Origin of the sequence: Lelliottia nimipressuralis, assembly GCF_004402045.1 — a bacterium.
Classification (GTDB): Bacteria; Pseudomonadota; Gammaproteobacteria; order Enterobacterales; family Enterobacteriaceae; genus Enterobacter; species Enterobacter chinensis.
The window spans coordinates 77646-93461 of the sequence record NZ_SOMG01000002.1 but is presented as its reverse complement, the minus strand read 5'-3'; the positions used below and the strand labels follow the sequence as shown (position 1 = coordinate 93461).

Sequence of the window (15816 nt, the reverse complement as noted above, 5' to 3'; positions counted from 1 at the left end):
GGTGAATTTCTCAGGGGGACAGGGTGAAAAATAACGAACTGCACGACCGGCGTTTACAGGCGACGCCGCGCGGCATCGGCGTGATGTGTAACTTCTATGCTGATAAAGCCGAAAACGCCACGGTGTGGGACGTCGAGGGCAATGAGTACATCGACTTCGCCGCGGGGATCGCGGTGCTGAATACCGGCCATCGCCATCCAAAAATCATTTCCGCTATCGAAAAACAACTCCACGCCTTTACCCATACGGCCTACCAGATTGTGCCGTACGAAGGCTATGTGTCGCTTGCTGAACGCCTCAACGCACGCGTGCCAATTGACGGCCCGGCGAAAACGGCGTTCTTCTCTACGGGCGCAGAAGCGGTCGAAAACGCCGTAAAAATTGCCCGCGCCTTTACCAAACGTCCAGGCCTTATCACCTTCGGCGGCGCGTTCCATGGTCGCACTTTTATGACCATGGCGCTGACCGGCAAAGTCGCTCCCTACAAGCTTGGCTTCGGCCCCTTCCCCGGTTCGGTGTATCACGCCCAGTATCCGAATGAACTGCATGGCGTCAGCACGGCGGAAGCGCTAAAGAGCCTGGAGCGCATCTTTAAAGCGGATATTGCACCCGACCAGGTCGCGGCAATTATTCTCGAACCGGTTCAGGGCGAGGGCGGGTTTAACATCGCCCCTGCTGATTTTATGCAGGCGCTGCGCGCCCTGTGCGACACCCACGGTATTTTGCTGATTGCCGACGAGGTGCAAAGCGGTTTCGCCCGTACCGGCAAGCTGTTCTCGATGGAACACCACTGCGTGAAGCCCGATTTGATCACCATGGCGAAAAGCCTGGCGGGCGGAATGCCGCTCTCTGCGGTGTCGGGCCGTGCTGAGGTGATGGATGCCCCTGCACCAGGCGGGCTGGGCGGTACCTATGCGGGGAACCCGCTGGCGATTGCGGCGGCGCATGCCGTGCTGGACGTGATTGATGAAGAAGATCTCTGCACGCGCTCGGCGCACCTTGGGCATCACCTGGTGGAAGTGCTGAACAAAGCGAAGGAACACTGCCCGTATATCGCTGATATTCGCGCGCAGGGCTCCATGGTGGCGGTGGAGTTTAACGACCCGCAGACGGGGCATCCTTCTCCGGAATTTACCCGCCAGGTACAGGATCGCGCATTGCAGGAAGGTCTGCTGCTGCTGAGCTGTGGCGTCTACGGCAACGTTATTCGTTTCCTGTATCCGTTGACTATCCCCGAAGCGCAGTTCCGCCAGGCGCTGGACATTATCTCCGCGTCGCTGACACGTTAAAGCCAGAAGCCCGGCGAAATTCCTGCCGGGCTTATCATATATTCATTTCAAATTTGCTATTCCAAAATCATAAAAATGGGGTATGTTTTAGCAGAGTATGCTGAAAAAGCGCGAGTGGTATACCTATAACTGAAATAAAGCGCTACACAACAACATCACAACAATCGTAATAACCATAATAATGGGGAATCTCAGGATGAACATGAAGGGTAAAGCGTTACTGGCAGGATGTATCGCGTTGGCATTCAGCACCATGGCTCAGGCAGACATCAAAGTGGCTGTTGTTGGCGCAATGTCCGGTCCGGTAGCGCAGTACGGTGACCAGGAGTTTACCGGCGCAGAACAGGCGGTTGCAGACATTAATGCTAAGGGCGGTATCAAAGGCGAAAAACTGCAGATCGTAAAATATGATGATGCCTGTGACCCGAAACAAGCGGTCGCGGTCGCGAACAAAGTGGTGAACGACGGGATCAAATACGTTATCGGTCACCTGTGCTCTTCCTCAACTCAGCCCGCGTCTGACATCTACGAAGAAGAAGGTATTCTGATGATCACCCCGGCAGCGACTGCCCCGGAGCTGACCGCGCGCGGCTATAAGCTGACGCTGCGCACCACCGGTCTGGACTCTGACCAGGGTCCAACCGCGGCGAAATACATCGTTGAAAAAGTGAAGCCGAAGCGCATTGCCATCGTTCACGACAAGCAGCAGTACGGTGAAGGCCTGGCGCGTTCGGTGCAGGACAACCTCAAGAAAGCGAAAGCTGATATCGTGTTCTTCGACGGGATCACCGCTGGTGAGAAAGACTTCTCCACGCTGGTTGCGCGTCTGAAGAAAGAGAATATTGACTTCGTTTACTACGGCGGTTATCACCCGGAAATGGGCCAAATCCTGCGTCAGGCGCGTGCTGCCGGTCTGAAAACCCAGTTCATGGGACCAGAAGGCGTGGCGAACGTTTCCCTGTCTAACATCGCGGGTGAGTCTGCGGAAGGTCTGCTGGTGACCAAGCCGAAGAACTACGACCAGGTGCCTGCGAACAAACCTGTCGTTGATGCCATCAAGGCGAAGAAACAGGATCCAAGCGGCGCGTTCGTCTGGACCACCTACGCGGCACTGCAGTCTCTGCAGGCGGGTCTGAACCAGTCAGCCGATCCGGCTGAGATTGCCACCTGGCTGAAAGCGAATACCGTCGAGACCGTAATGGGGCCACTCTCCTGGGACGCGAAGGGCGATCTGAAGGGCTTCGAGTTCGGCGTGTTTGACTGGCATGCTAACGGCACGGCGACAGACGCCAAATAAAAGCAAAAAGGCAACGTAAGTTGCCTTTTTTAATGTTTTCTCAGAGGGCAAGGGTGAGGGCATCAGGCCGCACACATCAGCCCTGGCGCTTCTCCCACCCACTCTCCTGCGCCGTAAACCCTAACGCCTGCATAAACGCTGCCATTACGCCGCGGTCTTCCACGCCCACGTCAGCCATCCACCAGGAGGTTACGCTCGGGTTTTCGCGGATCACTTCTTCAATTAAATACTGGCCCACGCCACGACGACGGGTGACGTCACGTACGCGCAGTGAGTCCAGCGCCCCTTCTGTACCGCTCAGGGTCACACGAACCGCAGCCAGCAGGCGCTCGTTAAAACGCGCGGCATAAATGCGGTGGGTCTCATCGACGCGTAGCGACGAAGGGGAATATTCCGGCCAGATTTTGCCCAGGTCGATATGATCCTGGTCGCTAAAGGTCACCAGACGCACGATAGTCAGTTTCATTAGCTACATGTCCAAATCAAATTGAGTAAGGGCAGTGTACTCAATTTATTCACTCAGCGGCTTCCTCTTTTTATTGTCATTCGCCAGGTGATTAGTTTTTTGGCAACGCAATGGGCAGTTTGAAAACACATGGATCGAAAAATAAGCAGAATTTTAACCTGATCGGCAGTGATTTATTCGGCGCATTGTACCGTTATTTTATGCTGCAAACTGCGCTTTTATTTGTTTATCTCTGCCTGATTTCAGAATATTATCTTTGCTTAATCGCCTGAAAAATAGAGATTTTAGTCTGGTTTTTGATAAAAAACTGCGCTAAACCATTAAAGGCACTGGTAAAAATAGCGTTGTTCATTAAAAGTACAGAATGCTTTTTAACCATAATAAAACAAAATATAAACACGACATCACGAATGGGGATTCAGAGATGAAAAGGAACGCGAAGACATTAATCGCGGGGATGGTCGCACTGTCGATCTCGCATGCCGCTATGGCGGAGGACATTAAAGTTGCGGTTGTGGGTGCGATGTCCGGCCCTGTTGCCCAGTGGGGCGACATGGAGTTCAACGGCGCGCGCCAGGCCATCAAAGACATCAATGCTAAAGGTGGCATCAAAGGCGACAAGCTGGTGGGCGTGGAATATGACGACGCCTGCGATCCTAAACAGGCCGTCGCGGTCGCCAACAAAATCGTCAACGATGGCATCCAGTATGTGATCGGCCATCTGTGCTCATCCTCCACCCAGCCCGCGTCTGATATCTACGAAGACGAAGGCATTCTGATGATCACCCCAGGTGCAACTAACCCTGAGCTGACCCAGCGCGGCTACCAGCACATTATGCGTACCGCCGGTCTGGACTCCTCCCAGGGGCCAACCGCGGCGAAATACATCCTCGAAACTGTCAAGCCGCAGCGCATTGCCATTATTCATGACAAACAGCAGTACGGCGAAGGTCTGGCGCGTTCCGTGCAGGATGGCCTGAAAAAAGGCGGCGCGAACATCGTCTTCTTCGACGGCATTACCGCCGGGGAGAAAGACTTCTCCGCGCTGATCGCCCGTCTGCAAAAAGAGAACATCGACTTCGTTTATTACGGTGGCTACTATCCGGAAATGGGTCAGATGCTGCGCCAGGCGCGCGCGACCGGTCTGAAAACCCAGTTTATGGGGCCAGAGGGCGTGGGCAATGCCTCCCTGTCTAACATTGCGGGTGATTCTGCCGAAGGCATGCTGGTGACGATGCCAAAACGCTATGACCAGGATCCGGCCAACAAGGCTATCGTGGATGCGCTCAAGGCGCAGAAGAAAGATCCGAGTGGTCCGTACGTCTGGATCACCTACGCGGCCGTACAGTCTCTGGCCACCGCGCTGGATCGCTCCGGCAGTAAAGAACCGCTGGATCTGGTGAAAGATTTAAAAGCACACGGGGCGAACACCGTGATTGGGCCGCTGAACTGGGATGAGAAAGGCGATCTGAAGGGATTTGAGTTTGGTGTCTTTAAGTGGCACGCCGACGGTTCGTCCTCGGCCGCCAAATAATTATCCCACCGCCCGGACTGACGGGCGGGTATAAAAAGGTTTGCATATGTCCGAGCAGTTTCTCTATTTCCTGCAGCAGATGTTTAACGGCGTCACGCTGGGAAGCACCTATGCACTGATCGCCATCGGCTACACGATGGTTTACGGCATTATCGGCATGATCAACTTCGCCCACGGCGAGGTGTACATGATCGGTAGCTATGTCTCCTTTATGATTATTGCCGCGCTGATGATGATGGGCATCGACAGCAGCTGGCTGCTGGTCGCCGCCGGGTTTGTCGGCGCGATTGTGATTGCCAGCGCCTACGGCTGGAGCATAGAGCGCGTGGCTTACCGGCCGGTGCGCAGCTCCAAGCGTCTGATTGCGCTGATCTCCGCCATCGGTATGTCTATCTTCCTGCAAAACTACGTCAGCCTGACCGAAGGTTCGCGCGACGTGGCGCTGCCAAGCCTGTTTAACGGCCAGTGGATTGTGGGGGCCAGCGAAAACTTCTCTGCGTCTATCACCACCATGCAGCTGGTTATCTGGGTGGTGACCTTTATTGCGATGCTCGCCCTGACCATTTTCATCCGCTACTCCCGTATGGGACGCGCCTGCCGCGCCTGCGCGGAAGATCTGAAGATGGCTAGCCTGCTCGGCATCAACACCGACCGCGTGATTGCCCTGACCTTCGTGATTGGCGCAGCGATGGCGGCGGTGGCGGGTGTCCTGCTCGGCCAGTTCTACGGCGTGATCAACCCATACATTGGCTTTATGGCTGGGATGAAAGCCTTCACCGCGGCGGTGCTGGGCGGTATCGGCAGTATTCCGGGCGCAATGATCGGTGGCCTGATCCTGGGCGTGGCGGAAGCGCTTTCCTCGGCGTACCTGAGCACGGAATATAAAGATGTGGTGTCGTTTGCCCTGCTGATTCTGGTTCTGCTGGTGATGCCTACCGGTATTCTGGGCCGTCCGGAGGTAGAAAAAGTATGAAACCGATGCATTTTGCAATGGCGCTGCTCTCTGCCGCCATGTTCTTCGTGCTGGCGGGCGTCTTTATGGGCGTCCAGTTAGGTCTGGACGGCACTAAGCTGGTAGTAGATACCGCCCCCGACATCCGCTGGCAGTGGGTGTTTATCGGTACCGCCGTGGTGTTCCTTTTCCAGCTGCTGCGTCCACTGTTCCAGAAGACGCTGAAAAACGTCTCCGGGCCGAAATTCGTGCTGCCGGCAATCGACGGTTCTACCGTTAAGCAAAAGCTGTTCCTCGTGGCGCTGCTGGTGGCTGCCGTGGCGTGGCCGTTTGTGGTGTCGCGTGGAACCGTAGATATCGCCACCCTGACCATGATCTACGTGATTCTCGGTCTCGGTCTGAACGTGGTCGTAGGGCTCTCTGGCCTGCTGGTGCTGGGCTACGGCGGCTTCTACGCCATCGGTGCCTACACCTTTGCGCTGCTGAACCACTATTACGGCCTCGGCTTCTGGACCTGTCTGCCGCTGGCGGGGCTGGTCTCTGCCGCCGCCGGTTTCCTGCTTGGCTTCCCGGTGCTGCGCCTGCGCGGTGACTACCTGGCGATTGTGACCTTAGGCTTTGGCGAAATCGTCCGTATCCTGCTGCTGAATAACACCGAAGTGACCGGCGGCCCGAACGGCATCAGCCAGATCCCGAAACCGACCTTCTTCGGCCTGGAGTTCAGCCGTTCTGCCCGCGAAGGCGGCTGGGACACCTTCAGTAACTTCTTCGGCGTCAAGTATGACCCGTCCGACCGCGTGATTTGGCTCTATCTGGTGGCGCTGCTGCTGGTGGTGATTACCCTGTTCGTGATTAACCGTCTGCTGCGCATGCCGCTGGGCCGCGCGTGGGAAGCGCTGCGTGAAGATGAGATCGCCTGCCGTTCCCTGGGCCTGAACCCGACCCGCATCAAGCTGACCGCGTTCACCATCAGCGCCGCGTTTGCCGGTTTCGCCGGGACGCTGTTTGCCGCGCGCCAGGGCTTCGTCAGCCCGGAATCGTTCACCTTTGCCGAATCCGCCTTCGTGCTGGCAATTGTGGTGCTCGGTGGGATGGGCTCGCAGTTTGCCGTTATCCTTGCTGCCATTCTGCTGGTGGTCTCCCGCGAGCTGATGCGAGACTTTAACGAGTACAGCATGCTGATGCTGGGTGGGCTGATGGTGCTGATGATGATCTGGCGTCCACAGGGCCTGCTGCCGATGACCCGTCCACAGCTGAAGCTGAAACGCACCCAGGCAAAAGGAGAGCAGGCATGAGTCAGCCTTTATTATCCGTTAACGGCCTGATGATGCGTTTTGGCGGCCTGCTGGCGGTCAACAACGTGTCACTGGATCTGCACAAGAAAGAGATTGTCTCCCTGATTGGCCCGAACGGCGCGGGGAAAACCACGGTCTTCAACTGCCTGACCGGCTTCTACAAGCCGACGGGCGGCACCATCATGCTGCGCGACCAGCACCTCGAAGGTTTACCGGGTCAGCAGATTGCGCGCATGGGCGTGGTGCGTACCTTCCAGCACGTTCGTCTGTTCCGCGAGATGACGGTGATTGAGAACCTGCTGGTGGCACAGCATCAGCAGCTGAAAACCGGGCTGTTCTCCGGCCTGCTTAAAACCCCGGCCTTCCGCCGCGCGCAGGATGAAGCGCTTGATCGCGCCGCCACCTGGCTCGACCGAATTGGCCTGCTGCAGCACGCTAACCGCCAGGCGAGCAACCTCGCGTATGGCGATCAGCGTCGTCTTGAAATTGTGCGCTGCATGGTCACGCAACCGGAAATCCTGATGCTCGACGAACCGGCGGCAGGGCTTAACCCGAAAGAGACCAAAGAGCTGGACGAGCTGATTGCCGAGCTGCGCGATAGTCACGACACCACCATTCTGCTGATTGAGCATGACATGAAGCTGGTGATGGGCATTTCGGACCGTATCTACGTTGTAAACCAGGGCACGCCGCTGGCGAACGGCACGCCGGAAGAGATCCGCAACAACCCGGACGTGATCCGCGCATACCTTGGTGAGGCATAAGATGGAAAAAGCGATGTTAACGTTCGACAAGGTCAATGCGCACTACGGCAAGATCCAGGCGCTGCACGACGTCAGCCTGCATATCAATCAGGGTGAAATCGTCACCCTGATTGGGGCCAACGGCGCGGGCAAAACCACGCTGCTCGGCACCCTGTGCGGCGACCCGCGCGCCACCAGCGGGCGGATTGTGTTCGATGGCAAAGACATTACCGACTGGCAGACAGCCAAAATCATGCGTGAGGCGGTGGCGATTGTTCCGGAAGGGCGTCGCGTCTTCTCCCGTATGACGGTGGAAGAGAACCTGGCGATGGGTGGGTTCTTCGCCCACCGCGATCAGTACCAGACCCGTATCAAGTGGGTCTATGAACTCTTCCCGCGCCTGTGGGAGCGCCGCATTCAGCGTGCGGGCACCATGTCCGGCGGTGAGCAACAGATGCTGGCGATCGGCCGAGCGCTGATGAGCCAGCCGCGACTGCTGCTGCTGGATGAACCGTCGCTGGGTCTTGCGCCGATCATCATCCAGCAGATTTTCGACACCATCGAGCAGCTGCGTAAAGAGGGGATGACCATCTTCCTCGTCGAGCAGAACGCCAACCAGGCGCTGAAGCTCGCTGACCGTGGCTACGTGCTGGAGAACGGCCGCGTGGTGCTCTCCGATACCGGAGACGCGCTGCTGGCTAATGAGGCGGTGCGGAGTGCGTATTTAGGCGGTTAATTGCATTTCCCCCTCACCCTAACCCTCTCCCACAGGGAGAGGGAACCGATCGGTTTTCTCCCTCTCCCTGTGGGAGAGGGTCGGGGTGAGGGCACCAGACCGCACCCAACTACACCCCAACCCCTTCACACAACCATCATCCCCCTGACGTCTTGTTGTCACTTATCTGTAAACAAACAGTTATTTTTCTGTCATTCGAGCATGTCATGTTACCTCGCGAGCATAAAACGCGTGATATCGCGCATCCGGCACAATAAGAGAGATGACAATGACATCGTTACGACACACAGCTTTGGGTCTGGCACTGGGTCTGGCTTTTGCGACGAACGCAATGGCTGTCACCACCATTCCGTTCTGGCATTCCATGGAAGGGGAGTTGGGTAAAGAAGTTGACTCCCTGGCGCAGCGTTTCAACGACACCCATCCGGATTACAAAATTGTGCCGGTGTACAAAGGTAACTACGAGCAGAGCCTGAGCGCGGGTATTGCCGCCTTCCGTACCGGTAACGCACCTGCGTTGTTACAGGTTTATGAAGTGGGTACTGCGACCATGATGGCCTCCAAAGCCATCAAGCCGGTCTATGAAGTGTTCAAAGAAGCGGGCATTAACTTCGATGAATCCCGGTTCGTGCCAACCGTGGCGGGTTACTACACCGATTCCAAAACCGGGCATCTGCTGTCACAGCCGTTTAACAGCTCTACACCGGTGCTGTACTACAACAAAGACGCCTTCAAAAAAGCCGGTTTAGACCCGGAGCAGCCGCCAAAAACCTGGCAGGATCTGGCCGAGTACACCGCGAAGCTGAAAGCGGCGGGGATGAAGTGCGGTTACGCCAGCGGCTGGCAGGGTTGGATCCAGATTGAGAACTTTAGCGCCTGGCACGGCCTGCCGGTTGCGACCAAAAACAACGGTTTCGACGGCACCGATGCAGTGCTGGAGTTCAATAAGCCTGAGCAGGTGAAGCATATCGCCCTGCTGGAAGAGTTGAATAAGAAGGGCGACTTCAGCTACTTCGGGCGTAAAGACGAATCTACCGAGAAGTTCTACAACGGTGACTGCGCCATTACCACCGCCTCTTCCGGCTCGCTGGCCGATATCCGCCACTACGCCAAATTCAACTACGGCGTGGGCATGATGCCTTACGATGCTGACGTGAAGGGCGCGCCGCAGAACGCGATTATCGGCGGGGCGAGCCTGTGGGTGATGCAGGGCAAAGACAAGGGCACCTACAAAGGCGTAGCCGAGTTCCTCGACTTCCTGGCGAAGCCGGAAAATGCTGCCGAATGGCACCAGAAGACCGGCTACCTGCCGATCACCAAAGCCGCGTATGACCTGACCCGCGAGCAGGGTTTCTACAGCAAAAACCCGGGCGCGGATATCGCGACGCGTCAAATGCTGAACAAGCCACCATTGCCGTTCACCAAAGGCCTGCGTCTGGGCAACATGCCGCAGATCCGTACCATCGTTGATGAAGAGCTGGAAAGCGTGTGGACCGGTAAGAAAACACCACAGCAGGCGCTGGATTCAGCGGTAGAGCGCGGGAATCAGCTGCTGCGTCGCTTTGAGCAGTCGACCAAATCGTAAAAAAATGTCCGGTGGCGCTGCGCCTACCGGGCCTACGACGTGCCACATGTAGGCCGGGTAAGGCGTAGCCGCCACCCGGCATTGTTCAGGAACCAAATCTCAATGTCATCATCCCGTCCGGTGTTCCGTTCCCGCTGGCTGCCCTATCTTCTGGTCGCGCCACAGCTGGTCATCACCGTTATCTTCTTTATCTGGCCTGCGGGCGAAGCGCTGTGGTACTCGGTACAAAGCGTCGATCCTTTCGGGCTGTCCAGCCAGTTTGTGGGCCTGGATAACTTCGCGGCCCTGTGGCACGACAGCTACTACCTCGACGCCTTCTGGACGACGATCAAATTCAGCACCCTGGTTACCGTGAGTGGCCTTGTCGCCTCGCTGTTTTTCGCCGCGCTGGTGGATTACGTGGTGCGCGGCAGCCGTCTGTATCAAACGCTGATGCTGCTACCTTACGCCGTTGCCCCTGCCGTCGCCGCCGTGCTGTGGATCTTCCTGTTTAACCCTGGCCGCGGTTTGATCACCCATTTCCTGGCAGAGCTAGGCTACGACTGGAACCACGCCCAGAACAGCGGCCAGGCGATGTTCCTGGTGGTGTTCGCCTCGGTGTGGAAGCAGATCAGTTACAACTTCCTGTTCTTCTTTGCCGCGCTGCAGTCCATCCCGCGTTCGCTGGTGGAAGCAGCGGCGATTGACGGCGCTGGGCCCATTCGTCGCTTCTTCAGGCTGTCGCTGCCGCTAATCGCTCCGGTGAGTTTCTTCCTGCTGGTGGTCAACCTCGTGTACGCCTTCTTCGACACCTTCCCGGTGATCGACGCCGCCACCGCGGGCGGCCCGGTTCAGGCCACCACGACGCTGATTTATAAAATTTACCGCGAAGGTTTCGCCGGTCTGGATCTTTCCGCCTCCGCCGCGCAGTCGGTCGTGCTGATGTTCCTCGTTATCATCCTGACGGTGGTGCAGTTCCGCTATGTTGAAAGTAAGGTGCGCTACCAATGATTGAGAACCGTCGCGGGCTGACGATTTTCAGCCATACCATGCTGATTTTAGGGATCATCGTCATCCTGTTCCCGCTGTACGTGGCCTTTGTTGCCGCCACGCTGGACACCAAAGCCGTGTTCGATACGCCGATGACGCTGATCCCCGGCGGGCATCTGTTTGAGAACATGAAGACCATCTGGACGCAGGGCGTGGGGGCCAACAGCGCACCGTTCTGGCTGATGATGCTCAACAGCTTCATCATGGCGTTTGGCATAACCGTCGGCAAAATCACGGTGTCGATGCTCTCGGCCTTCGCCATCGTCTGGTTCCGCTTTCCGCTGCGCAACCTGTTCTTCTGGATGATTTTCATCACCCTGATGCTGCCGGTGGAGGTACGTATCTTCCCGACGGTGGAAGTGATCGCCAATCTGAAGATGCTCGACAGCTACGCGGGCTTAACCCTGCCGCTGATGGCCTCAGCGACCGCTACCTTCCTGTTCCGCCAGTTCTTTATGACCCTGCCGGACGAGCTGATTGAAGCCGCGCGCATCGACGGCGCCTCGCCGATGCGCTTTTTCCGCGACATTGTGCTGCCGCTGTCGAAAACCAACCTCGCGGCGCTGTTTGTGATCACCTTTATCTACGGCTGGAACCAGTACCTGTGGCCGCTGTTGATTATCCAGGACGTCAACCTCGGCACCGCCGTGGCGGGCATCAAAGGCATGATCGCCACCGGCGAAGGCACCACCCTCTGGAACCAGGTGATGGCGGCGATGCTGCTCACCCTTATCCCACCCGTAGTCATTGTTTTAGCCATGCAGCGTGCGTTTGTCCGTGGCCTGGTCGATAGCGAGAAATAAGATGGCAGGTTTAAAACTTCAGGCAGTAACCAAAAGCTGGGACGGCAAAACCCAGGTCATTCAGCCGCTCACGCTCGACGTGGCGGACGGGGAATTCATCGTGATGGTCGGCCCGTCCGGCTGTGGCAAATCCACCCTGCTGCGCATGGTGGCGGGGCTGGAGCGCGTGACGTCCGGGGATATCTGGATTGACCGCCAGCGCGTCACCGAGATGGAGCCAAAAGACAGAGGCATCGCGATGGTGTTCCAGAACTATGCGCTTTATCCGCACATGAGCGTGGAAGAGAACATGGCCTGGGGGCTGAAAATTCGCGGAATGGGCAAAAGCCACATCGACGAGCGCGTGAAAGAAGCGGCGCGCATTCTGGAGCTGGACGGCCTGCTCAAGCGCCGCCCGCGCGAACTCTCCGGCGGACAGCGCCAGCGCGTGGCGATGGGCCGCGCCATCGTGCGCGATCCGGCGGTGTTCCTGTTCGACGAGCCGCTCTCTAACCTCGACGCCAAACTGCGCGTGCAGATGCGCCTTGAACTGCAGCAGCTGCATCGCCGTTTGAAAACCACGTCCCTGTACGTGACCCACGATCAGGTCGAAGCGATGACGCTCGCCCAGCGCGTGATGGTCATGAACAAAGGCATCGCCGAGCAGATTGGCACCCCGGTGGAGGTCTACGAGAAACCGGCCACCCGCTTTGTGGCGAGCTTTATCGGCAGCCCGGCAATGAACCTGCTGGAAGGACGGATCAGCAGCGCGGGCACCCACTTTGAACTGGAAAGCGGGATGGCACTGCCCATCAACTGGTACTATCGTGGCTACGCCGGGCGTAAGATGACGCTCGGTATCCGCCCGGAGCATATCGGTTTAACCTCTCAGGCGGACGGCGGCGTGCCGCTGGTGATGGACACGCTGGAGATGTTGGGTGCAGATAACCTTGCGCACGGACGCTGGGGCGAGCAAAAATTGGTGGTGCGTCTGCCGCATCAGGAACGCCCTAAAGCAGGCAGTACGCTGTGGCTGCACCTGCCGGAAAATCACCTGCACTTATTTGACGGTGAAACAGGACAACGAGTATGAGCAACTGGCCTTATCCCCATATCGTCGCCCACCGTGGCGGCGGTAAACTGGCACCGGAGAACACCCTGGCGGCCATCGACACGGGCGCGCGCTACGGCCACACGATGATCGAGTTCGATGCCAAGCTGTCGAAAGACGGCGAAATCTTTCTGCTGCATGACGATAACCTCGAACGCACCAGCAACGGCTGGGGCGTGGCGGGGGAACTGCCGTGGCGCGATCTGCTGAAAGTGGACGCCGGAAGCTGGTACAGCGGCGAATTCAAAGGCGAACCGCTGCCGCTGCTGGCGGAAGTGGCGGACCGCTGTCGCCAGCACGGCATGATGGCCAATATCGAAATCAAACCGACCACCGGTACTGGGCCGCTGACGGGCAAAGTCATCGCGCTGGCCGCGCGTGAGCTGTGGGAAGGGATGACGGCACCGCTGCTGTCGTCGTTTGAAATTGACGCGCTGGAAGCGGCACAGGCGGCCGTGCCGGCGCTGCCGCGTGGGCTGCTGCTGGACGAGTGGCGCGAGGACTGGCGCGAGCTGACGACACGCTTAGCGTGTGTCTCTATCCATCTCAATCACAAGCTGCTGGATGAGGCGCGGGTGAGGATGCTGAAAGACGCGGGTCTGCATATTCTGGTCTACACCGTTAACAAACCCCAGCGCGCGGCCGAGCTGCTGCGCTGGGGCGTGGACAGTATCTGTACCGATGCGATTGACGTCATCGGCCCGGACTTTAGTTCTGCGGATTAAGCATACTGCCATTCGACTGCGGCGGCAGCATATGCTGCTGTCCGCTGCCTGACGACGTCATGCCGCCTAACATCCCGCCGTTTTTATTGGGCAGCGGCTGTTCACGTATCTGTCCCTGCTGCACGCGCTGGGTGTTGGTGTTCATCTGATTTTGCAGACTCTGCTGCTGCATCTGGGTTTGCATTTTCAACTGCTGATTCAGCATCCCTTTCTGCTGTTGCTGCTGGCTCATCATCTCGGTCTGCATACGCTGCTGGCTCGGGATAACATAACCCGGCTGGTTCGGGTTATTTATGGTGTTCAGTGGCTGTGCGAGCGCGGCAAACGGGATCAGCGCCGTAAGAATCAGTAAGCGTTTCATTGTCATTTCCTCCTTTTGAGGTCTCTCTTAAGTTTACCCTGATTTCACCATGACGATGATTTTTTAGGAGTTGTGAACCAGGCTTAAGCGGGGAATATGGACCCCATCACCTGGAGAACAATAATGATGAAACCAACGTTTTTGCGCTGGGTAGCGATCGCCGCGCTGATGGCCGGCGGCACATTTAGCGTGGCGGCCAACCCGCCAGCGGCTCCTCCGGTCTCTTACGGCGTGGAGGAAGATGTTTTTCATCCCGTGCGTGGAACGCATGGCATGGTGGCATCGGTGGATGCGCTGGCAACCAAAGTGGGTGTCGATATTCTCAAAGAGGGCGGTAACGCGGTGGACGCGGCGGTCGCCGTCGGTTACGCGCTGGCGGTGACGCACCCGCAGGCGGGGAACCTGGGCGGCGGCGGCTTTATGATGCTGCGTACCAAAGACGGGAAAACCACCGCCATCGACTTCCGCGAAATGGCGCCTTCTCAGGCCTCCCGCGATATGTTCCTTGACGATCAGGGTAACCCTGACAGCAAAAAATCCCTGACCTCGCATCTAGCGACCGGCACGCCGGGCACCGTCGCAGGCTTCTCTCTGGCGCTGGAAAAATACGGCACTCTGCCGCTGAATAAAGTGGTGCAGCCTGCCATCAAGCTGGCGCGCGACGGCTTTGTGGTAAACGATGCGCTGGCGGACGATCTCAAAACCTACGGCAGCGAAGTCATTCCGAATCATGAAAACAGCAAAGCGATCTTCTGGAAAGACGGCGAGCCGCTGAAGAAGGGCGACAAGCTGGTGCAGAAGAACCTTGCCAAAAGCCTGGAGCTGATTGCGGAGCACGGCCCGGACGCCTTCTACAAGGGGGCGATTGCAGACCAGATTGCTGAAGAGATGCAAAAGAACGGCGGACTCATCACCAAAGCGGATCTGGCGGAATACAAAGCGGTGGAGCGCGAGCCGATTAGCGGAACCTACCGTGGCTACGAAGTGTTCTCCATGCCGCCACCGTCTTCCGGGGGCATTCACATCGTGCAGATCCTCAACATTCTCGAAAACTTCGATATGCACAAGTTCGGCTTCGGCAGTGCGGATGCCATGCAGGTGATGGCGGAAGCGGAAAAACGCGCCTACGCCGACCGGTCGGAATATCTCGGTGACCCGGACTTCGTGAAGGTGCCGTGGCAGGCGCTGACCAACAAGGCGTATGCCAAATCCATTGCCGATCAGATTGACATCAACAAGGCCAAACCGTCGAGCGAGATCCGCCCCGGCAAGCTGGCGCCGTATGAAAGTAACCAGACCACCCACTTCTCTGTTGTAGATAAAGACGGTAACGCGGTGGCGGTGACCTACACGCTCAACACCACGTTTGGTACCGGGATTGTGGCGGGCAACAGCGGCATTCTGCTTAACAACGAGATGGATGACTTTTCGGCCAAGCCGGGCGTGCCGAACGTCTACGGGCTGGTGGGTGGCGATGCAAATGCAGTAGGGCCGAAGAAACGCCCGCTGTCATCCATGTCGCCCACTATCGTGGTGAAAGATGGTAAAACCTGGCTGGTGACCGGTAGCCCGGGCGGTAGCCGTATTATCACTACCGTGCTGCAGATGGTGGTGAACAGTATCGACTTTGGGATGAACGTCGCCGAAGCGACCAATGCCCCGCGTTTCCACCACCAGTGGCTGCCGGATGAGCTGCGCGTCGAGAAGGGGTTTAGCCCGGATACCATCAAACTGCTTGAGCAGCGCGGGCAGAAGGTGGCGGTGAAAGAGGCGATGGGCAGCACCCAGAGCATTATGGTGGGGCCGGACGGGGCGCTGTTTGGGGCATCGGATCCGCGTTCGGTGGATGATTTGACGGCGGGATATTGATATATTGCCCGGTGGCGCTGCGCTTACCGGGCCTACAACTGC

General features: G+C 57.6%; 15 protein-coding genes. 13 read left to right on the top strand and 2 right to left on the bottom strand.

Annotation, left to right across the window (positions count from 1 at the left end; genetic code table 11):
- The first annotated feature begins 23 nt into the window (after window positions 1-23).
- Together E3U32_RS00970 and E3U32_RS00965 are read left to right on the top strand one after the other, a co-directional pair.
- Entirely contained in the window at window positions 24-1289 is a 1266-nt protein-coding gene (locus E3U32_RS00970; RefSeq protein WP_134347333.1) for a 4-aminobutyrate--2-oxoglutarate transaminase, read from the top strand.
- Window positions 1290-1485: 196 nt separating this feature from the next.
- The gene (locus tag E3U32_RS00965; RefSeq protein ID WP_166790897.1) at window positions 1486-2586 is read left to right on the top strand and encodes a branched-chain amino acid ABC transporter substrate-binding protein; all 1101 of its coding nucleotides are present in this window, start codon (window positions 1486-1488) and stop codon (window positions 2584-2586) included.
- Window positions 2587-2662: 76 nt separating this feature from the next.
- Here the strand turns inward: E3U32_RS00965 and panM are convergent, their stop codons facing one another.
- Window positions 2663-3052, bottom strand: a complete 390-nt coding sequence (gene panM, locus E3U32_RS00960) for an aspartate 1-decarboxylase autocleavage activator PanM (protein WP_023310021.1) — start codon at window positions 3050-3052, stop codon at window positions 2663-2665.
- Between the two features lie 424 nt (window positions 3053-3476).
- Here panM and livK point away from each other — a divergent pair, with 424 nt between their 5' ends.
- From livK to ugpQ, 10 genes are all read left to right on the top strand, one after another.
- Entirely contained in the window at window positions 3477-4586 is a 1110-nt protein-coding gene (gene livK / locus E3U32_RS00950) for a high-affinity branched-chain amino acid ABC transporter substrate-binding protein LivK (protein ID WP_024906696.1), read from the top strand.
- A gap of 46 nt (window positions 4587-4632) precedes the next feature.
- A complete protein-coding gene (gene livH, locus E3U32_RS00945) occupies window positions 4633-5559 on the top strand; it encodes a high-affinity branched-chain amino acid ABC transporter permease LivH (RefSeq protein ID WP_134347331.1) in 927 nt (308 codons plus the stop codon).
- On the top strand, window positions 5556-6833 hold the full coding sequence (locus E3U32_RS00940) for a high-affinity branched-chain amino acid ABC transporter permease LivM (RefSeq protein WP_134347330.1): 1278 nt from the start codon (window positions 5556-5558) through the stop codon (window positions 6831-6833). The genes livH and E3U32_RS00940 overlap by 4 nt, the downstream gene beginning before the upstream one ends.
- On the top strand, window positions 6830-7597 hold the full coding sequence (gene livG, locus E3U32_RS00935; RefSeq protein ID WP_134347329.1) for a high-affinity branched-chain amino acid ABC transporter ATP-binding protein LivG: 768 nt from the start codon (window positions 6830-6832) through the stop codon (window positions 7595-7597). The genes E3U32_RS00940 and livG overlap by 4 nt, the downstream gene beginning before the upstream one ends.
- 1 nt (window position 7598) lies before the next feature.
- Window positions 7599-8312 carry a high-affinity branched-chain amino acid ABC transporter ATP-binding protein LivF gene (gene livF, locus E3U32_RS00930; protein ID WP_134347328.1) on the top strand — a complete coding sequence of 238 codons (714 nt, stop codon included), beginning with the start codon at window positions 7599-7601 and terminating at the stop codon, window positions 8310-8312.
- A 268-nt stretch (window positions 8313-8580) separates the two neighbouring features.
- A complete protein-coding gene (ugpB, locus tag E3U32_RS00925) occupies window positions 8581-9897 on the top strand; it encodes a sn-glycerol-3-phosphate ABC transporter substrate-binding protein UgpB (RefSeq protein ID WP_134347327.1) in 1317 nt (438 codons plus the stop codon).
- A 102-nt stretch (window positions 9898-9999) separates the two neighbouring features.
- Window positions 10000-10887, top strand: coding sequence for a sn-glycerol-3-phosphate ABC transporter permease UgpA (ugpA, locus tag E3U32_RS00920; protein WP_134347326.1), 888 nt, complete (start codon window positions 10000-10002; stop codon window positions 10885-10887).
- Entirely contained in the window at window positions 10884-11729 is an 846-nt protein-coding gene (ugpE, locus tag E3U32_RS00915) for a sn-glycerol-3-phosphate ABC transporter permease UgpE (protein ID WP_028015153.1), read from the top strand. The genes ugpA and ugpE overlap by 4 nt, the downstream gene beginning before the upstream one ends.
- A 1-nt stretch (window position 11730) precedes the next feature.
- Window positions 11731-12801 (top strand): sn-glycerol-3-phosphate import ATP-binding protein UgpC, encoded by a 1071-nt coding sequence (locus E3U32_RS00910; RefSeq protein WP_134347325.1) that lies wholly within the window; start codon window positions 11731-11733, stop codon window positions 12799-12801.
- Complete coding sequence (gene ugpQ, locus E3U32_RS00905) at window positions 12798-13544, top strand: glycerophosphodiester phosphodiesterase (protein ID WP_134347324.1); 747 nt, start codon at window positions 12798-12800, stop codon at window positions 13542-13544. The genes E3U32_RS00910 and ugpQ overlap by 4 nt, the downstream gene beginning before the upstream one ends.
- On the opposite strand, the gene E3U32_RS00900 is transcribed toward ugpQ, so the two are convergent.
- Complete coding sequence (locus E3U32_RS00900) at window positions 13528-13905, bottom strand: DUF2756 family protein (protein ID WP_134347323.1); 378 nt, start codon at window positions 13903-13905, stop codon at window positions 13528-13530. The genes ugpQ and E3U32_RS00900 overlap by 17 nt on opposite strands.
- Window positions 13906-14031: 126 nt before the next feature.
- Here E3U32_RS00900 and ggt point away from each other — a divergent pair, with 126 nt between their 5' ends.
- A complete protein-coding gene (gene ggt / locus E3U32_RS00895) occupies window positions 14032-15774 on the top strand; it encodes a gamma-glutamyltransferase (protein WP_134347362.1) in 1743 nt (580 codons plus the stop codon).
- Window positions 15775-15816 lie beyond the last annotated feature (42 nt).